At 62.6% G+C, this 17,766-nt stretch carries 17 protein-coding genes; 6 read left to right on the forward strand and 11 right to left on the reverse strand.

Going from position 1 to position 17,766, the window contains the following annotated elements; genetic code table 11:
• Nucleotides 1-43: 43 nt before the first annotated feature.
• From dsbG to dsbD, 3 genes are read right to left on the reverse strand one after another with little or no spacing between them, the layout of a single operon-like run.
• Complete coding sequence (dsbG, locus tag CWC48_RS19480) at nt 44-805, reverse strand: thiol:disulfide interchange protein DsbG (protein WP_078049582.1); 762 nt, start codon at nt 803-805, stop codon at nt 44-46.
• On the reverse strand, nt 781-1,632 hold the full coding sequence (locus tag CWC48_RS19485) for a TlpA disulfide reductase family protein (RefSeq protein WP_078049581.1): 852 nt from the start codon (nt 1,630-1,632) through the stop codon (nt 781-783). Before CWC48_RS19485 ends, dsbG begins: the two co-directional genes overlap by 25 nt.
• On the reverse strand, nt 1,632-3,359 hold the full coding sequence (dsbD, locus tag CWC48_RS19490) for a protein-disulfide reductase DsbD (RefSeq protein ID WP_100492418.1): 1,728 nt from the start codon (nt 3,357-3,359) through the stop codon (nt 1,632-1,634). The genes CWC48_RS19485 and dsbD overlap by 1 nt, the downstream gene beginning before the upstream one ends.
• A 164-nt stretch (nt 3,360-3,523) precedes the next feature.
• Here dsbD and CWC48_RS19495 point away from each other — a divergent pair, with 164 nt between their 5' ends.
• The 5 genes from CWC48_RS19495 to CWC48_RS19515 all read left to right on the forward strand — a co-directional run bounded on the left by CWC48_RS19495 (nt 3,524) and on the right by CWC48_RS19515 (nt 8,377).
• On the forward strand, nt 3,524-4,204 hold the full coding sequence (locus CWC48_RS19495; protein WP_025858611.1) for a response regulator: 681 nt from the start codon (nt 3,524-3,526) through the stop codon (nt 4,202-4,204).
• Complete coding sequence (locus CWC48_RS19500) at nt 4,201-5,523, forward strand: ATP-binding protein (protein WP_100492419.1); 1,323 nt, start codon at nt 4,201-4,203, stop codon at nt 5,521-5,523. The genes CWC48_RS19495 and CWC48_RS19500 overlap by 4 nt, the downstream gene beginning before the upstream one ends.
• Before the next feature lie 124 nt (nt 5,524-5,647).
• The gene (locus tag CWC48_RS19505) at nt 5,648-6,415 is read left to right on the forward strand and encodes an N-acetylmuramoyl-L-alanine amidase (RefSeq protein WP_100492420.1); all 768 of its coding nucleotides are present in this window, start codon (nt 5,648-5,650) and stop codon (nt 6,413-6,415) included.
• A 263-nt stretch (nt 6,416-6,678) separates the two neighbouring features.
• Nucleotides 6,679-8,073: an aspartate aminotransferase family protein gene (locus CWC48_RS19510; RefSeq protein ID WP_100492421.1), complete on the forward strand. Its 1,395-nt coding sequence runs from the start codon at nt 6,679-6,681 to the stop codon at nt 8,071-8,073.
• An 82-nt stretch (nt 8,074-8,155) separates the two neighbouring features.
• Nucleotides 8,156-8,377: an MbtH family protein gene (locus CWC48_RS19515; RefSeq protein ID WP_065873388.1), complete on the forward strand. Its 222-nt coding sequence runs from the start codon at nt 8,156-8,158 to the stop codon at nt 8,375-8,377.
• 113 nt (nt 8,378-8,490) lie between these two features.
• Here CWC48_RS19515 and CWC48_RS19520 read toward each other — a convergent pair whose 3' ends face one another.
• The 8 genes from CWC48_RS19520 to minC all read right to left on the reverse strand — a co-directional run bounded on the left by CWC48_RS19520 (nt 8,491) and on the right by minC (nt 16,683).
• Entirely contained in the window at nt 8,491-9,837 is a 1,347-nt protein-coding gene (locus CWC48_RS19520; protein ID WP_100492422.1) for an amidohydrolase, read from the reverse strand.
• 17 nt (nt 9,838-9,854) lie between these two features.
• Nucleotides 9,855-12,020 (reverse strand): mechanosensitive ion channel family protein, encoded by a 2,166-nt coding sequence (locus CWC48_RS19525; RefSeq protein ID WP_100492423.1) that lies wholly within the window; start codon nt 12,018-12,020, stop codon nt 9,855-9,857.
• A gap of 52 nt (nt 12,021-12,072) precedes the next feature.
• Nucleotides 12,073-12,249 (reverse strand): hypothetical protein, encoded by a 177-nt coding sequence (locus tag CWC48_RS30375; RefSeq protein WP_177409498.1) that lies wholly within the window; start codon nt 12,247-12,249, stop codon nt 12,073-12,075.
• Between the two features lie 207 nt (nt 12,250-12,456).
• The gene (locus CWC48_RS19530; protein ID WP_025854984.1) at nt 12,457-13,746 is read right to left on the reverse strand and encodes a M18 family aminopeptidase; all 1,290 of its coding nucleotides are present in this window, start codon (nt 13,744-13,746) and stop codon (nt 12,457-12,459) included.
• A 197-nt stretch (nt 13,747-13,943) separates the two neighbouring features.
• Complete coding sequence (locus CWC48_RS19535; RefSeq protein WP_078049574.1) at nt 13,944-14,579, reverse strand: RluA family pseudouridine synthase; 636 nt, start codon at nt 14,577-14,579, stop codon at nt 13,944-13,946.
• A gap of 95 nt (nt 14,580-14,674) precedes the next feature.
• On the reverse strand, nt 14,675-14,929 hold the full coding sequence (gene minE / locus CWC48_RS19540; protein WP_003175252.1) for a cell division topological specificity factor MinE: 255 nt from the start codon (nt 14,927-14,929) through the stop codon (nt 14,675-14,677).
• A gap of 3 nt (nt 14,930-14,932) precedes the next feature.
• Nucleotides 14,933-15,745, reverse strand: coding sequence for a septum site-determining protein MinD (minD, locus tag CWC48_RS19545; protein ID WP_003175251.1), 813 nt, complete (start codon nt 15,743-15,745; stop codon nt 14,933-14,935).
• A 200-nt stretch (nt 15,746-15,945) separates the two neighbouring features.
• Nucleotides 15,946-16,683 (reverse strand): septum site-determining protein MinC, encoded by a 738-nt coding sequence (gene minC / locus CWC48_RS19550; protein WP_078049573.1) that lies wholly within the window; start codon nt 16,681-16,683, stop codon nt 15,946-15,948.
• Nucleotides 16,684-16,802: 119 nt separating this feature from the next.
• Between minC and CWC48_RS19555 the strand changes: the two genes are divergently transcribed.
• Entirely contained in the window at nt 16,803-17,735 is a 933-nt protein-coding gene (locus CWC48_RS19555) for a lipid A biosynthesis lauroyl acyltransferase (protein ID WP_099492369.1), read from the forward strand.
• Nucleotides 17,736-17,766: the final 31 nt, after the last annotated feature.

A 17,766-nucleotide genomic window follows, 5' to 3' on the forward strand; every position in this document is an offset into this window, starting at 1 on the left:
GTAGGGGCCGGCCTGCCGGCGATGGTGTCAGACCGGGCGCCGCTTACTTCGGCCCAAGAATCTTGACCAGCTTTTCCGGCGACGGCGCCCCTTGCTGCTGCTGCAAGCCACCCTTGTCATCCAGATAGAAAATCGCCGGCGTTGCCGACAATTCCAGCTCGTCCATCAACTTCATGTTGTTATCAAGCTTGGCCTCGATATCGGCCGGGATCTTGGCCAGGGCCTGCAGCTTGCTGCCCTTGCCGGCGGCTTCGTGTTCTTCCAAGGCCTTTTGCGGGTCTTTGGCGGCAAACAGCGCGGCGGATTTGCCTGGGCTGTCTTCGCGGATAATGCCCACCATGATGTGGCGTAGCTGCACCTTGCCGGCCTTCACCCAGGGGCGGGCCTGTTCCCAGAACATGTTGCAGTACGGGCAATTGGGGTCGCTGAACAGGTAGACGATGCGCGGCGCGTTTTTGTCGCCGTCCTGGATCCAGCTGCTTTTCTCCATTTTGGCCCAGACTTCCTTGGCCATCGGCGCGTACACCAGTTTTTCCAGGGGCGCGCTGCTCAGGTCGTTGCCCTGGGCGTCGTACAGGTTGCCGGCGATCACGTTCTTGCCGTCGGCGGTCAGGTACAGCGCCATGCCACGGTTCTGGTACTGGGCGGCGTAGCCGGTGAGGCCGCTGGGAGCGTCGAATTTGCCGAGGATCTTGGCACCCTTGGCTTCGATCTGTTTGATCGGCGCCGGCCAGTCTTCGGCCTGGGCCAGGGTGGCGGCAAGCGTCAGCGGCAGCAGGGTCAGCAGGTGGCGGAGGCGGGGCATGTCGGTTTCCTTGTGGCAGCAGGAGCGGAGTCGAAGGGTTCCATGGCACGGGCCAGGCTGGCCTGGGACAACTCGCCCAGGTGGCTGTTGATCAGGCGCCCGTCGGCGCGATAGAACAGGGTGGTAGGCAAGGCCATCGAGCCCACGGCCTGGCCGAGCCGGCCGCTGGCGTCGAACAGCACGTTGTCGAGGGTCAGGCCCTGGGTGGCGAGAAAGGTGCTGACGCTTTGCATGCTTTCGGCCTGGTTGACGAACAGGAAGGTCACGTCCGGGCGTTGATGTTGGGCGCGTTCCAGCACCGGCATTTCACGCCGGCAGGGCGGGCACCAGGTGGCCCAGAGGTTGATCACCAGCGGGCCGCCTTTGTAGTCGGCCAGTTGCACCACGTCGCCATTGGCATTGCGCAGGGTGATGTCCGGCAGTTGCGAGCCTTTGTCATACAGGCTCAGGGACAGGCTGGCCATGCCCCAGAACACCAGGCCGGTGATGACCCCGGCACTCAGCGGCTTGCGCAGGGCCGGGCGACGCCAGCCGTAGGCGAGTGCGCCGAGCACCAGTGCGATCACGCCGGGCCAGGCGAGGAAGCCGCCGTCACGCAGGTCGACCATTTGCAGCCAGTCGTTGCGGTAGTCACTCCAGTACATCAGCACAAAGCTGACGCGGGCCACCAGCATACCCAGCAGGAACAGGCTGAACAGCACCGACTCCGGGTTTTCACCGCCACGCTTGGCCACGCGCCAGCCCACCAGGGTGGCGAGGATCAGCGCGCTGATCAGCAGGATGTGATTCAGGGCGATGGCGAAGGTGCCAATGGTCAGCGTCAGCATCAGAGGGCGTCCCGGGCTTGCGTCCAGCGTTGCAGGAAGGCGGCGGCATCCACTTCGCCGGTGATGCGCTGGGCACGGCGTTCTTCACCGTCCGGGCCGATCCACACGAAGCTGGGTGGGCCGGGGACTTTATAGCGGCCGAGCAGCTCGCGGCTGGCGGCATTGTCGGCGGTGACGTCCAGGCGCAGCAGGCGCACGTCTTTCAAGGCGTCGAGTACTTCAGGTTTGCCGAACACCTGTTTTTCCATGATCTTGCACGACACGCACCAGTCGGCGTAATAGTCCACCAGCACCCATTGGCCCTGGGCCTTGGCACTGTCGAGCTGGCTTTGCAGCACGGCGGGGTCGCTGATGGTCATGAAGGCGTCGTGGGCGGTGGGGGCGGCGGCGGCCCGTGAGCCACTGTAGACCTTCAGCGGTTGCCACAGGTCATCGCTGCCACCCGCTGCGCCCACCACCAGCACGGCGCCCCACAGGCCCAACACCAGGGAGCCGGCGCCGAACACTTTGGCGGCGAGGCCGTATTCGCGGGCCAGGGTCCAGCCGCAGTAGGCCATCACCAGCGCGAGTGCGCCCCACAGGCCGACCCACAGGTTTTCGCCGACCACCGGACGAATCATCCACACGGCGGTGCCGAGGAACAGGAAGCCGAAGATGCCCTTGAGTACGTTCATCCAGGTGCCCGGCTTGGGCAGGAAGCGGTTGCCCACGGTCACCAGCAGCAACAGTGGAATACCCATGCCGATGCCCATGCAGAACAGGATCAAGCCACCGTGCAGCGCGTTGCCGCTTTGCGCGATATACAGCAGCACGCCCGCCAGTGGCGCGGTCATGCAGGGGCCTACCAGCAGGCCGGACAGTGCACCGAGCACCCCGGCGCCTACCAGGCTGCCGCCGCTTTGCTGACGGCTGACGTTGTCCAGGCGGTCGCGCAGGAACGCCGGCAGTTGCAGCTCAAAGAAGCCGAACATCGGCAGGGCGAGGATCACGAACAACGCGGCGAAACTGCCGAGGATCCAGGGCGTCTGCAGCAGCGCGGCGAGGTTGCTGCCGAGCAGGGCAGCCAATACACCCAACGCGGCATACACCAACGCCATGCACACCACGTAGCTGCTGGCCAGGGCAAAGCCGCGACGCGGGCTGGCGCCACTGCCCACCACCAGGCCGGCGAGAATCGGCAGCATCGGCAACGAGCACGGCGCAAACGCCAACAACAGGCCCAGGCCGAAGAACAGCAACAGGCTCCAGCCCAGGCTGCGCTGCTGCAAACCACTGGCCAGGCTCTGGTCCTGAGCTTCGGCGGTGGCGGCCACGGCCGGGTTGCCACCCAGGTCCACGGTGATCGATTGCGGCGGGTAGCACAGGCCCGCGTCGGCGCAGCCCTGCCAGCCCAGCTTGATTTGGCCGGTGGCGCCGGCCGGAATCTTCACTTCCAGGCCCTGGCGATACACCTCCTGGTCGCCGAAGAACTCATCGCTGTGGGCCTCGCCTTGCGGCAGCACGGGCTTTTCGGCCAGGCCATCGAATTTCATGCGCTGCTTGTACAGGTAATAACCGTCGGCAATCTGCCAATACAGCTGCGTCTCGCCACTTTCAAGACGTTCGGAGGTAAAGGTGAAGGCTTTGCCCACCGGAAGGAAATCAGGTTTGGTCTCAAACGGGTTGCCCGGCGCGGCCTGGGCCAATCCCGCGAACAACACCAGCAGTAAGGTAAACAGATGCCGCATGGTCAAGCCTTAGTTCGATGCAAGTGAGGCACACAATGTGTGGCGTTGATTAACCGATGATTAACCGAGGCTATTCTAGAGTCTTAGTGGGCGTCTTTTCACGGCATAATCGGCGCTTAATCCACGGCACTTTTAATCTCCCGATCTTTTATGAAGGGTTCAGCATGCACGTATTGGTCTGCGAAGACGACGAACTCATCGCCAGCGGCATCGTGGCCGGCCTCACCGCCCAGGGTTTTACCGTCGAGCGCGTGGCCACGGCGGGCGCCGCACGCGCGATGCTCAAGGCGGCGACCTTCGACATCATGGTGCTCGACCTCGGCCTGCCGGATGAAGACGGCCTCAAGCTATTGCAGCAACAGCGCAGCCAGGGCCTGGAAATCCCGGTGCTGATCCTCACCGCGCGAGACTCGGTGACCAACCGCGTCGACGGCCTGCAAGCCGGCGCCGACGACTACCTGCTCAAACCCTTCGACCTGCGCGAACTCGCCGCGCGCCTGCAAACCCTGTTGCGACGGGTGGCGGGCCGCAGCGTCAACCTGATCGAGCATGGTCGGCTGGCCTACGACCCCAGCAGCCGCGAAACCTTCCTGGGCGGCCAGCCGGTGGACCTCTCGCGCCGCGAGCAGGCGCTGCTGCAAGCCTTGCTGCACAACAAGGGGCGTGTGTTGTCCAGCGAGCAGCTCAAGGACAGCGTCTACGGCTTCAACGACGAGTTGGAGAGCAACGCCCTCAACGTGCATATCCACCACCTGCGGCGCAAATTGGGTAACGGCATCGTCGAGACCGTGCGCGGCCTCGGCTACCGCCTGGGCCCGGCTGACGGGGGCGAGGACGCATCGTGAAAAGCCTGCGCCTGCGCCTGACGTTCAAGCTGGGCGCCGCTTTTGTGTTGATCTGGGCCCTGGCGGCCGCCTGGATGCTCAACGACCTGCGCAACCAGATGATGTTCTCCCTCGACCAGCGCCTGGTGGCGTCGGCGCGCATGGTGGCGGGGCTGACCGAGCAGATGCCGGGCCTTGCCAGTGTGAGTGGCGGCGCGCATTTCAGCGCCGAACAGTTGCAGGTGCCGGGTGGCATGGCCTGCCAGGTCAGCTCCCTGCGCGGGGAAATCCTGGCACGCAGCCACACCACGCCGGACGAGGGGCTGGAATCGCGCATGAGCGGGTTTCGTGACCAAGTCATCGATGGCGTGGGTTGGCGCAGTTTCACCCTGTCCCGTGGCGACCTTTTAATCACCACCGCCGACCGCCAGGTGGAGCGTGAAGCGCTGAACCTGTCGATCCTGCTGGCGGCATCGGTGCCGGTGGGCGTGGCGATGCTCGGCTGCCTGTGCCTGCTGTGGCTGGGTATCGGCCAGAGCCTGCTGCCGCTCAATCGCATGCGCGACGCCTTGATGCGCCGCAGTGCCGACTCTCTCGAACCGCTGCAGATCCATCCGTTGCCCAGCGAGCTCAAGCCGCTGCTCGACACCCAGAACCAACTGCTGCAACGCATCGCCAAGACCATCGAGCGCGAACGCCGCCTTACCGGCGACGCCGCCCATGAACTGCGCAGCCCGCTGACAGCCATCAAGACCCACCTGCAAGTAGCCCGCATGACCGAGGGCGCGGCCCGCGACCAGTCCCTGGCCCATGCCGAGGAGGGCGCCGACCGCCTGCACCGGACCCTGGAACAATTGCTGTTGCTGGCGCGAGTGGAGGGCAACCTGTCGTTTGACGATGGCATGCACTCCAGTGGCGAGGATGTGGCAAGGCTGGCGATCCAGGATGCCAATGCCGGTGACAACGCGCGCATCGACCTGATCCTGCCGGCCAACCTCTCGGCCACCCCGGTGGAAATGCCGGTGGGCCTGGCGGTTGCGGCCTTGCGCAACCTGCTGGACAACGCCTTGCGCCACACGCCGGCGGACACCCGGGTGGAACTCAGCGTAATCACCGGCGCCGACACGGTGGTGTTTCGCGTGCGCGACCACGGCAAGCAGATCTCCCCCGAGGACCTGCAGTACCTGACCCAACGCTTCTGGCGCAATGGCAACAGCGAAGGCTGCGGCCTGGGCCTGGCGATCGTGCAAGCGATCGTGCAGCGTTGCGCCTGCTCGTTGAAGTTCGACAGCCAACCGGACGGCCTGCGCGTCGACCTGGGCATGCCGCTGCGACGCTGATCCCTTTTCTCTCACGTGCCAAATAGTTACCGCCCTCCTGAGGATCAAGTCTTCAGGATGGCGGTAATTTTTTTGCGCTTGAACGGGCTGAACGACTCGGCCTGTATTGAAAAGGACGGTTCTTATGTTGGTCATTGATACAAGTTTCCCTGCCAAAGGCTTCAACGAACGCAACGGCGAGCCGGTGCGGCAGTTGATCCTGCATTACACCGCGGCGCCTTTTGGCTCATCCCTGCGCACCCTGACCCAGGACGGGGTCAGTGCGCACTACCTGCTGCCCGATCCAGAGGACCCCAGCTACCGCGCTGCGGGCTATGAAGAACTGCGGGTCTTCCGGTTGGTGGAGGAGGAAAAACGCGCCTGGCATGCCGGGGTGAGCCATTGGGCGGGGCGTGACAACCTTAATAGCCGCTCGATTGGCATCGAGATCGTCAACCTGGCGCGGGATGACGGCGGCGTGTTCACGTTTCCTGCCTACGGGGAGGAACAAATCGAGGTGTTGATTGCGCTGGTCCGCGACGTTCTGGGGCGTTATCCGCAGATCGGGCCGACCGACATCCTCGGGCACTCGGACGTGGCGTACGGGCGCAAGAGTGATCCGGGGCCTCGGCTGCCGTGGCAGGGTTTGCATGAGGCGGGGGTAGGGGCCTGGTTTGATGAGGCGACGCGGGCAATGTACCAGCGCCGCTTTTGCCTCGGGTTGCCGCCAGAGGTCGAGGTGGAGCGGGCGTTCCAGCGTTACGGGTATGCGCCTGCGAAAAATCGGCAAGGGTTTCAGCAGAGGACGAGGGCGTTTCAGATGCACTTTCGGCCTCGGGATTACTGCGGGTTTCTGGACGGGGAGACCTGCGCGATTTTGTATGCGCTGAACGAAAAATACCTGGGGCTCTGATGCCGAACGCGGTTCAAATGTGGGAGCGGGCTTGCTCGCGAATGCAATCTGCCAGTTGATGGGAGTGGCGACTGACGCACCGCCTTCGCGAGCAAGCCCGCTCCCACATTTGGATCTTCATCCATCAGTTAACGATCACAGTCACTAAATCCCTCTCATGCTGGTGCGTTTCCAGAACAGGAAATCCGTGCGCATGCCCCTTGGGCCAGACGCCAGCGGATCGGCAGTTTGGTCACCACATCAGCGAATTGAGGGATCGAGAAATGTCAGTCGCTACCAGCCGTATCGAAGACGCCCAGGTGCATGAAACGCTCTACCAGTTCGACGAAACACCCTTGCTCGCCCGCCAGCGCCAGCAGGAGTCCAACGCCCGCAGCTACCCTCGGCGTATTCCCCTGGCGCTCAAGCGCGCCAAGGGTATTTACGTGGAAGACGTGGAAGGCCGCAGCTTCATCGACTGCCTGGCCGGCGCCGGCACCCTGGCGTTGGGGCATAACCACCCGGTGGTGATCGAGGCCATCCAGCAAGTGCTGGCCGATGAACTGCCACTGCACACGCTGGACCTGACCACGCCGGTCAAGGACCAGTTCGTGCAGGACCTGTTCGGCCTGTTGCCGCCGGCATTGACGCGGGAAGCGAAGATCCAGTTCTGCGGGCCCACCGGCACCGATGCGGTGGAAGCCGCGTTGAAGCTGGTGCGCACCGCCACCGGGCGCAGCACGGTGTTGTCGTTCCAGGGCGGTTACCACGGCATGAGCCAGGGTGCCTTGAGCCTGATGGGCAGCCTGGGGCCGAAGAAACCCTTGGGCGCCTTGCTCGGCAATGGCGTGCAATTCTTACCGTACCCCTACGACTACCGTTGCCCGTTTGGTTTAGGCGGGGCGCAAGGGGTGAAGGTCAACCTGCACTACTTGGAAAACCTGCTGAATGACCCTGAGGCGGGGGTATTGCTGCCGGCGGCGGTGATTGTCGAGGTGGTGCAGGGCGAGGGCGGTGTGATTCCGGCTGACCTCGACTGGCTACGTGGCCTGCGACGCATCACCGAGCAGGCGGGCGTGGCGTTGATCGTCGATGAAATCCAGAGCGGTTTCGGCCGCACCGGCAAGATGTTCGCCTTTGAACACGCCGGCATCATTCCGGATGTGGTGGTGATGTCCAAGGCCATCGGCGGCAGCTTGCCGCTGGCGGTGGTGGTGTACCGCGACTGGCTCGACACCTGGCTGCCGGGCGCACACGCCGGGACCTTCCGTGGCAACCAGATGGCGATGGCGGCGGGCTCGGCGGTGATGCGCTACCTCAAGGACCACGACCTGGCCGGTCACGCCGCAACCATGGGCGAGCGCCTGGGTGAGCACCTGCGCATCCTGCAGCGCGACTTCCCGCACCTGGGGGATATTCGCGGCCGTGGGCTGATGCTCGGCGTGGAACTGGTAGACCCGACTGGCACGCCAGACATCCAGGGCCACCCGCCGGTGCATCGCCAGCTGGCGCCGCTGGTGCAGCGCGAATGCCTCAAGCGTGGGCTGATCCTCGAGCTCGGTGGCCGGCATGGCAGCGTGGTACGGTTCCTGCCACCACTGGTGATCACCGCTGTTGAAATCGACCGGGTGGCGGATATCTTCGGGCGCGCTTTGGCGGCAGCGGTCGCCAGCCTCTAATTTTTTTCCGGTTCGGTACGTTTCTACAGATATCAGTGCTGCGCGCGGTGCGCAGCCAGCCTTTTAGCGATGGAGAACAGCAATGACCTCAGTATTTGACCGCGACGACATCCTGTTTCAGGTAGTGGTCAACCATGAAGAACAGTATTCCATCTGGCCCGATTACAAGGCTGTGCCGGAAGGCTGGCGCACCGTGGGCAAGAGCGGCATGAAGAAAGAGTGCCTGGCCTACATCGAAGAAGTCTGGACCGATATGCGTCCACTGAGCCTGCGCCAGAAGATGGATGGCGCCACGCTCGCTTAAGCACCGCAAATCAAATGTGGGAGCGCGCTTGCCCGCGATAGCGGTCTACCAGTCATCGAATACATTGCCTGACACACCGCCATCACGGGCAAGCCCGCTCCCACAGAAACGCTTTACAGTGCCTGGTTGGCGTACAGGTAATCCGTCGCCAACGACGCCAACGTCCTCACCCCCACTACCAGCGCTGACTCATCCACAAAGAACCCCGGGTTGTGGTTCGGCGCCGCCTTGCTCATGTCCTGATCCCTCGGCGTCACCCCCAGGAACACAAACAGCCCCGGTGTTTCCTTGGCATAAAACGAGAAATCTTCGGCGCCGCCCACCAGCGGGGCCTGCACCACGTCATCCTTGGCCGCCCAGCGCAGGCTCGGCAGCATCTTCTCGGTCAACGCCGGGTTGTTGATGGTGGGGTCGTACTTCTCGATGATGGTGACTTCGGCTTTGGCGCCGCCGCTTTCGGCGATTTTTTCCACGGTCTGCCGCACATCCGCGTGCAGTTTCTGGCGGATGCCGTAGTCGTAGGAGCGAATGGTGCCGGTCATGTCCACCGACTCAGGGATGATGTTGTAGCGCGTGCCACCGTTGATGGTGCCAATGCTCACCACTGAGGGGAACGAGGAAATGTCGGTGCGGCGGCTGACCACGGTTTGCAGGCCGACGATGGTCTCTGCGCCCACGGTGATCGGGTCGATGCCGTCCCAGGGGCGACCGGCGTGGGTCTGTTTGCCGAGGATCTTGATGCGCAAGTCATCCGAGCTGGCCAAGGTCGGTCCCGGGCGGTAGGCAATCTGGCCGGCGGGTACACCCGCCCACACATGCAGGCCAAACACTGCGTCCGGCTTGGGCGCCTTCATCACGCCTTCTTGCACCATCATTTTGGCCCCCCAGGTATTTTTACCGTCGGGGATGAAATCACTCGGGCCTTCTTCGGCCGGTTGGAAGTAGAACACCACGGTGCCGGGCAGGCGTTCGCGCATGCCGGTCAGGATCTTCGCAGTGCTCAGCAGGATGGCGACATGGGCGTCGTGGCCGCAGGCGTGCATCACGTCGACGTCCTTGCCCAAGTAGGTGCCTTTGGCTTTGGAGGCGAAAGGCAAGTCGGCGACTTCCTTCACCGGTAGTGCATCCATGTCGGCACGCAAGGCGACGGTCGGGCCGGGCAGGGCGCCTTTGAGTACGGCGACCACGCCGGTGCGGGCGACGCCGGTCTTGACCTCAAGGCCCAGGTCACGCAGCTGTTTGGCGACCAGCTCGGCCGTGCGGGTTTCGGTGTTGCCCAGTTCAGGGTGGGCGTGAATGTCGCGTCGGGTTTCCAGCAGCGCCGGCTCAAGTGCCGTTGCCTGGGTGGCGATTGCCTCCCGGGCACTCTCCTGGTCGCTGCTGGCGGCAACCACGACACTGCTGGCTACAGCGCACAGCATGCCGAACGCCCATTGGTGTGTCAGACCGGTTAAACGCATAAGGACCTCTCCTGAGTTTATTGTTGTTGATCTTTCTCCTGCACCGTGCCGGCGGTCACCACCTGCACACTCAAGCGCGGCGTGGCCAGGTCCAGCCCGGCTTCATCCAGATGACGCTTGAGCGACAGGTTGAACGCCCGCGACACTTCCCACTGCTTGATCGGCGCCGTCTTGAAGCGTGCGCGCAGGATCGCGCTGCCGGATTCGAAACTCTCTACGCCCTGGATCTCCAGTGGCGACCAGATATTGCGACGTTGCAGAGGGTCGTTGCGCATTTTCTGGCCGACATCGCGCATCAGCTTGATGGCGTCGTCGATTTCCATGTTGTAGGGAATCGCCACCCGGAAGATCGCGTAGCCGAACTCCCGTGAGTAGTTCTTGATGCTCTTGATCTCGCTGAACGGAATGGTGTGCACGATGCCGTCGATGTCGCGCAAGCGCACGGTGCGGATGGTCAGGCCTTCCACCGTCCCCAGGTGGCCGCCGACATCCACGTAGTCATCGATGGCCAGGGAGTCTTCGATGATGATGAACAGGCCGGTGATCAAGTCTGCCACCAGCGATTGCGCACCAAAGCCGATGGCCAGGCCGATCACACCGGCACCCGCCAGCAGCGGCGTGACGTTCATGCCCATGTTCGCCAGGGCGACAATCGCGGCGATGATAAAGATGGTCACGAACAACACGTTGCGGATCAACGGCATCATGGTTTGCGCCCGCGCATTGGCCAGGCCTTTGCGCGAACGGGTGAGGGCGTGATGGATCGCGGTGTCACTGAGGATCCAGATCAGCCAGGCGAACAGCAGCGTGCCGCCGAGGCCGAACAGCTTGACGCTGATTTCATGGCCGTCGCCTTCGGTAAAACGGATCAGCGACAGGCCCCACACGCGCAGGCCTAATTCGATAAACACCAGCCATACCACCAGGTGGGCCAGGGTGTAGACGAAGCTTTTCAGGCGCTCGGAGTACAGCGCATGGCGTTTGTGCCCGCGTTGCGGCTTGAGGGCGTGGCGACGCACCAATCCGTTGATCACCATGCACAGCACCAGCAACACGGTGCACAGCAGGGACTGGCGCAAGGCGGTGCTGGTATCGCCGGCAGAGACAAAGGTGGCGAACAGCGAGATGCCCACCAGCAACAACGCCGGGATGTACCAGAAGGAGCCGATGATTTCGATGGTGTCACTGAGGGCGCGGCGCGTCAGGCGGCGCGACAGTGGCTGGTTGCGGATCAGGTGGGCGATGGGCCGGCGGAAACGCAGGATGAATACGCCGGTGGACAGCGCCGCCATTACATTGGCGACCGTTGCAGCCGTATGGGACAAGTGCTGGCCCAGGGCCTGAACCAAGCGCGGGTCGCTCAAGGCTTCACCGAAGGCGGCAAAGCTGCCGATCCACCAGAGTGGGCGGAAGGCCTGGTGGCGCAGGATATACAACGCGCGATGACGATGGGGACCGTCGAGCACGGAGAAGGCAATCACGCAGATGGCCGAAAAACAGGTGCCCACCACCAGCGCGTAGGCCAGGACCATCGCCAGGGATTTGCCCAGGGACGAGGGCAGCGCATAGCTCAGGTAGACCGTGATCACCAGGGCGATCAGCCACGGGCCGAGTTTGCGCAGGGCAAAGCGCACCATGTCCCAGGTGCGCGGGTGTTGCGGCAGTTCTTCGGGCAGGCCGAAGCGTTCGCGAACGCGGTGGCTGAGCCAGATCAGCGCGGCGGCGAGCAGGCTCCAGACCGCCAGGATCAGGGCAAACCCGAAAATGATCGGCAGCCATTCGTTGGCCGGCAGCATCAGCGCGCTGAGTTCTTCCTTGGCCAGGTCGACCTCGTTGGACCAGCGCCCCAACGGGCTGTCGGCGCCGGAGAACTGATGCTCAAAACCGGACAGCGTACTGCCGATCAGCCCCAGTACCCCCTGCTCGGCGGCAGGCTGGGCTTTTTGTGTGGCGGCGCGCAGTTTTTTCAGGTCAGTGAGCAACTGGGTACGCTGCTGGTCGTTCTCCAGGGTTTTGATCACCTCGTCCAACGACTGCCCGAGCGGCACTTCGGCCTGGGGTTGGGTCTTATTGGTACTGCCCAGCAAGCCAGGCAAGCTCACGGCTTGGGCAGGCGCGAGCGGCAGCAGGGTGAGCAGGGCAATCAGGCAATAGCAGGGCAGGGCAAACAGACGGGAAAGCACGAGGCGGTCAACCTTGGAAACGACGAATTGACCGAGTGTACGAGTGCAATCGTCATTCGGCCAGTTTGGCGAGGATCTTGTACACCACGGTGCCCAGGATCAGCAGCATGCCGATCCACATGCCGAATACGCCGAGGGGCTTGTCACGGAAGTTGAAGCCTACCGCCAACAGGATCATGCCGATCATGATCGGGATAAGCATGGCGTGGAAGGAGGACATGGAGATCATGGTGCGACGGCCTTGTCGGAGTGGGAATACTGACAAGTCTAGGTCGGATTGCGGAAAATGCAGGTGATGCAGATCAGGTGTACGCAGAACTAATGTGGGAGCGGGCTTGCTCGCGAATGCGGTGGATCAGTCACAACATCTTTGACTGACACTCTGCATTCGCGAGCAAGCCCGCTCCCACATTTTTGACCGAGTCAGCCCTAATTATCAGGGCAGGTCGTGGCTTGCATAAAACGCACCCAACACCTTGACCAGATGCGCCAGGTCATGGCTGCCGCACAGTTCGCGAATGGAGTGCATGGCAAACGTCGGCAGGCCGATGTCCACGGTGCGCACGCCCAGGTGGCTGGCGGTGATCGGGCCGATGGTGGAGCCGCAACCCATGTCGCTGCGCACCACGAAGCTCTGCACCGGCACTTCCTGAGCCATGCACAGGTGGCGGAAGAACCCGGCGGTTTCGCTGTTGGTAGCGTAGCGCTGATTGCTGTTGACCTTGATCACCGGGCCGGCATTGAGCTTGGGACCGTGGTTGGCGTCGTGCTTCTCGGCGTAGTTCGGGTGCACGCCGTGGGCGTTGTCGGCCGATACCAACAGGGATTTCTGAATGGTGCGTACGAATTCATCACCTTCCGGCAGCAGGCGGCGCAGGGTCTGTTCCAGCATCGGGCCATCGGCACCGCACGCCGAGCAGGAGCCGACTTCTTCGTGGTCGTTGCACACCAGTACGCAGGTTTCTTCGCTGTCGCTGGTGAGCAAGGCTTGCAGGCCCGCGTAGCACGACAGCAGGTTATCCAGGCGTGCGCCGGCGATGAAGTCGCCGTTCAGGCCGATGACCGCAGCGCTTTGCGTGTCGTAGAAGCTCAGCTCGTAGTCGAGCACCACATCGGCGTTCAAGCCATGTTCCCGTGCAAGCTGCTCGGTGAGCACGGCGCGGAAGTCCACGCGCTCGTCACCGGCAAATTGCGCGAGGATCGGCGGCAGCTCGGTCTGGGCATTGATCGCCCAACCCTGGTTGGCTTCACGGTTCAGGTGAATGGCCAGGTTGGGGATAATGGCAATCGGCAGCTTGAAATCGATCAGCTGGCTTTCGACCTTGCCATCGCGGCGGAAAGTGACGCGGCCGGCCAGGGACAGGTCGCGGTCGAACCACGGCGCCAGCAGCGCGCCGCCGTAGACTTCCACGCCCAACTGCCAGAAGCCCTGGCGTTGCAGTTCAGGCTGGGGCTTGACCCGCAGGCACGGGCTGTCGGTGTGGGCGCCGACCAGGCGGATACCGCCTTGCAGCGGCGAATGACGGCCGAGCTTGAAGGCGATGATCGAGGAATCGTTACGGGTGACGTAATAGCGCCCGTTGGCCTCGGTGGTCCAGGTTTCGCGCTCGTCGAGACGCTGGTAGCCGGCCGCTTCCAGGCGCTGGGCCAGGGCAGCAGTGGCATGAAAAGGAGTAGGGGAGGCCTTGAGGAAGTCGATCAGGCCTTGATTCAACGCTTCGCGCATAAATAGCTCCAGACAGCAATGCGCGGAGTTTACCGTATTGGCTCGCGATTTGGCGTGAAGCTACCTTCTTGAGCAACACACAAAACTACTGTGGGAGCTGGCTTGCCTGCGATAGCGGTGTGTCAGTCAATGCATTTGGCACAGATAGACCGCTATCGCAGGCAAGCCAGCTCCCACAATGTACTGCGTTCGCAGCTTTAAAAAGGGGCGGGGCACTCGAAGCGCAAACGCTCGCCACTTTGCGGGTGGGTGAAGCTCAGCATGCTGGCGTGCAGGCACAGGCGCGGCCAGGCGGCCAGGGCCTGCTCATGGGCATACAGGCCATCACCCAACAGCGGGTGGCCGATGGAGAGCATGTGCACGCGCAACTGATGCGAGCGCCCGGTGATCGGCGTCAGCTCGACGCGGCACCAGTCGCCACACCGTTCCAACACCTTCCAGAAGGTCAGCGCATGCTTGCCGAATTCATGGTCGACCACATGGCGAGGCTTGGTCGGCGGGTCGTAGCGCAGGGGCAGGTCGATGCTGCCGCTGTCCAGTTCCGGTTGGCCCCAGGCCAGGGCGGTGTAAGCCTTTTCGGTTTCACGGTCGTGAAACTGGCGGGACAGTTCGCGGTGAGTATCGGCGTCCCGGGCCAGCAGGATGATCCCAGAGGTTTCCCAGTCCAGGCGATGGACGATGCGGGCTTCGGGGTAGCCGTTTTCCTGCAGGCGGGTGATCAGGCAATCCTTGTTGTCATCGGCGCGGCCAGGCACCGAGAGCAGCAGGGTGGGCTTGTTCACCACCAGGACAGCGTCGTCCTGATAGAGGATATGGATAGTGGACAACGGCATTAAACAGCCTCGTAACAAACGCCAACGGCGGCTCGCCCACCCGGCCCGTAAAACAGGTCAGGGTGAACGAGCCGCCGTGGCAGCCGCCTTTTCGATCAACGATCAGGCAGGGTGATATTGAGTTCCAGAATCGAGCAGCTGCCGTCATTTTCCAGGGCGACATGCACGTCATCGTTGCCGATATTGACGTACTTGCGGATCACCTCGACCAGTTCCTTCTGCAAGGCTGGCAGGTAGTCCGGCGTGCTGCGTTGGCCGCGTTCGTGCGCCACGATGATCTGTAGACGCTCTTTCGCTACCGACGCGGTACTTGGCTTTTTGTTGGCGCGAAAGAAGTCGAGAAATTTCATTGTTTAGTTGCCTCCAAAGATACGCTCGAAGAATCCCTTCTTCTTAACATCGAGGAAGCGATGTTCCACGGTCTTGCCCAGCAAGCGATCAACGGCATCGCTGTACGCCTGGCCGGCGTCGCTCTGGTCGTCAAGAATCACTGGAACACCCTGGTTGGAAGCCTTCAGGACGGCCTGGGATTCCGGGATCACACCCAGCAGGGTCACGGCGAGGATTTCCTTCACGTCTTCAACGCCCAGCATTTCGCCGTTGCTGACGCGCTCAGGGTTGTAGCGGGTGAGCAGCAGGTGCTCCTTGATCGGGTCCTGGCCTTCCTCGGCGCGCTTGGATTTGCTGGCCAGCAGGCCGAGCATGCGGTCCGAGTCACGTACGGAGGACACTTCCGGGTTGGTGACCACGATGGCTTCATCGGCGAAGTACATCGCCAGGTGAGCACCGGTCTCGATACCGGCCGGCGAGTCGCAGACCACGTATTCGAAGGTTTCCTTCAGCTCGGCGAGGACTTTGCCTACGCCTTCTTTGGTCAGCGCGTCTTTGTCACGGGTCTGGCTCGCGGCCAGCACGTACAGGTTCTCAAGGCGCTTGTCCTTGATCAGGGCCTGTTGCAGGTTGGCTTCACCGTTGACCACGTTGACGAAGTCATACACCACGCGGCGCTCGCAGCCCATGATCAGGTCGAGGTTACGCAAGCCGACGTCGAAGTCGACGATAACTGTCTTGTGGCCGCGCAGAGCGAGACCGGTACCGATAGCGGCGCTGGTGGTGGTCTTACCCACACCACCCTTGCCGGATGTAACCACGAGAATCTTGGCCAAGGTGTTTCACCCCTAAGGAAAAAGGACATTTCGGTCCCTGAAAAACATCTCTTGGAACTCGCTGCAGGCGGACAGCCTTTGTAGGAAAAAGATGGGGTTTCCCTAGGGGAAATGCCACTTCCGATTATTCCTACGCAAGTCTTGCCGGTTTCGCTGTGCTATCAGAGTCTAGAGATGCTTGGAAAATGCGGCAGTATCCGTTAAAGACGGATGATGTTCAACACATCGCCCGACAGGTTGACCTGCACCGAAGCCCCCCACAGCGGATCACGGCGCAAATCTTCTGAAACCTTGTACTGGCCTGCGATGGACACTAGCTCAGCGGTCAACTGCTGGCAAAAAATACGGGCCTTGGTATCTCCCTTGATGCCGGCGAGGGCACGTCCGCGCATCGGGCCGTATACATGGATGTTGCCATCGGCCAGAAGTTCCGCCCCCGGACTGACCGAGGAGATCACCACAAGGTCGCCACCCTGGGCGTAAATTTGCTGCCCGCCGCGTACGGGCGAGGTGATGATCTTTGTAGGCTTGATCGCAGGCTCGGGTGGTTTTTCCGGTTTTTTCTTCTCTTCACCGACCAATGGTTCAAGCGGACGCTCGCGCGCGCCGGACGGTGGCAGTACTGGCAGTTCAATGGCGATGGCGGCGGCAATGTCCTCGATACGGCTGGCGCGAATCGCGAGGGTGCGCAGCCCATGGGAGCGACACACACGCATCAGGCCAGGCAGATCGATGCTGCCCTGGCCGGCGGGCAGTTTGTCCAGGGCCAGCACCAGCGGGGCATTGTTGAAGAAATTCGGCGCCAGGGCGACCTTGGCGGCCAGCTGGCGGTCCAGGGCCTCGAGGTCATTACGGGCGAGTTCCAGCACGGTGATGGCGAGCATGCTGCCTTTCAGCTGGAACACGGGATCTTGGTCTAGCGGTTCGGTTTGGCTCATGGTCGGCAAAAGCGGCTTGTCACGAAAAGTGTCGAGACTTATAACGAGAACACTCACGGGCCGCAAGCCGAGTCGAACCGTTGTAGAATGCGCGGCCCTTGTCTTTACCGGAATCTGTAATGGATCGCCCGCGTTTTCGAGCTGTATTTTTTCACCCGCGTTTTTGGCTGTTATGGCTGGGACTCGGCCTGCTGTGGCTGGTCACCCAACTGCCGTACCGTGCGCTGCTGGCGATTGGTCGCCTGCTGGGTGCGGGTATGTACCGCGTGGCCGGCGAACGTCGCCGCATCGCTGCACGCAACCTGGAACTGTGCTTCCCGGAAAAATCCGCCAAAGAGCGTAAACATTTGCTCAAGGAAAACTTTGCCTCCACCGGCATCGCGTTCTTTGAAATGGCCATGAGCTGGTGGTGGTCGCGCCAGCGCCTGGCGCGCCTGGCCCACGTCGAAGGCCTGGAACACCTCAAGCAGGCCCAGCTGGATGGCAAGGGCGTGATCCTCATGGCCCTGCACTTCACCACCCTGGAAATCGGCGCAGCGCTGCTGGGGCAGAAGCACACCATTGATGGTATGTACCGCGAGCACGGCAACCCGTTGTTCGACTATATCCAGCGCCGTGGCCGCGAGCGTCATAACCTCGATTCCCTGGCCGTGGAGCGCGAAGACGTGCGTGGCATGCTCAAGCTGCTGCGCGCCGGCCGCGCCATCTGGTACGCACCGGACCAGGATTACGGCGCCAAGCAAAGCATCTTCGTGCCGCTGTTCGGCATCCAGGCCGCCACCGTGACCGCCACCAGCAAGTTCGCCCGCCTGGGCAAGGCGCTGGTGGTGCCGTTCACCCAGGAGCGCCTGGCCGACGGCAGCGGCTACCGCCTGGTGATCCACCCGCCGTTGACCGACTTCCCCGGCGAGAGCGATGAAGTCGACTGCCTGCGCATCAACCAGTGGGTCGAAGCCTCGGTACGTGAATGCCCCGAGCAATACCTGTGGACCCATCGCCGCTTCAAGAGCCGGCCGCCAGGTGAAGCCAAGCTGTACGAAAAACGCCGCTGACAAGACCGAACCTTCCCTTGATGGCCCACAT

Source organism: Pseudomonas sp. S10E 269, assembly GCF_002798465.1.
GTDB lineage: Bacteria > Pseudomonadota > Gammaproteobacteria > Pseudomonadales > Pseudomonadaceae > Aquipseudomonas > Aquipseudomonas pergaminensis.

What these genes read in the sequence shown, in the direction of transcription:
- CWC48_RS19555 (WP_099492369.1), top strand. Translation starts at nt 16,803, where the DNA reads ATGGATCGCCCGCGTTTTCGAGCTGTATTTTTTCACCCGCGTTTTTGG.
- CWC48_RS19530 (WP_025854984.1), bottom strand. Translation starts at nt 13,746, where the DNA reads ATGCGCGAAGCGTTGAATCAAGGCCTGATCGACTTCCTCAAGGCCTCC.
- CWC48_RS30375 (WP_177409498.1), bottom strand. Translation starts at nt 12,249, where the DNA reads ATGATCTCCATGTCCTCCTTCCACGCCATGCTTATCCCGATCATGATC.
- CWC48_RS19485 (WP_078049581.1), bottom strand. Translation starts at nt 1,632, where the DNA reads ATGCTGACGCTGACCATTGGCACCTTCGCCATCGCCCTGAATCACATC.
- CWC48_RS19535 (WP_078049574.1), bottom strand. Translation starts at nt 14,579, where the DNA reads ATGCCGTTGTCCACTATCCATATCCTCTATCAGGACGACGCTGTCCTG.
- minC (WP_078049573.1), bottom strand. Translation starts at nt 16,683, where the DNA reads ATGAGCCAAACCGAACCGCTAGACCAAGATCCCGTGTTCCAGCTGAAA.
- CWC48_RS19505 (WP_100492420.1), top strand. Translation starts at nt 5,648, where the DNA reads ATGTTGGTCATTGATACAAGTTTCCCTGCCAAAGGCTTCAACGAACGC.
- CWC48_RS19515 (WP_065873388.1), top strand. Translation starts at nt 8,156, where the DNA reads ATGACCTCAGTATTTGACCGCGACGACATCCTGTTTCAGGTAGTGGTC.
- minE (WP_003175252.1), bottom strand. Translation starts at nt 14,929, where the DNA reads ATGAAATTTCTCGACTTCTTTCGCGCCAACAAAAAGCCAAGTACCGCG.
- dsbG (WP_078049582.1), bottom strand. Translation starts at nt 805, where the DNA reads ATGCCCCGCCTCCGCCACCTGCTGACCCTGCTGCCGCTGACGCTTGCC.
- CWC48_RS19520 (WP_100492422.1), bottom strand. Translation starts at nt 9,837, where the DNA reads ATGCGTTTAACCGGTCTGACACACCAATGGGCGTTCGGCATGCTGTGC.
- CWC48_RS19495 (WP_025858611.1), top strand. Translation starts at nt 3,524, where the DNA reads ATGCACGTATTGGTCTGCGAAGACGACGAACTCATCGCCAGCGGCATC.
- CWC48_RS19510 (WP_100492421.1), top strand. Translation starts at nt 6,679, where the DNA reads ATGTCAGTCGCTACCAGCCGTATCGAAGACGCCCAGGTGCATGAAACG.
- dsbD (WP_100492418.1), bottom strand. Translation starts at nt 3,359, where the DNA reads ATGCGGCATCTGTTTACCTTACTGCTGGTGTTGTTCGCGGGATTGGCC.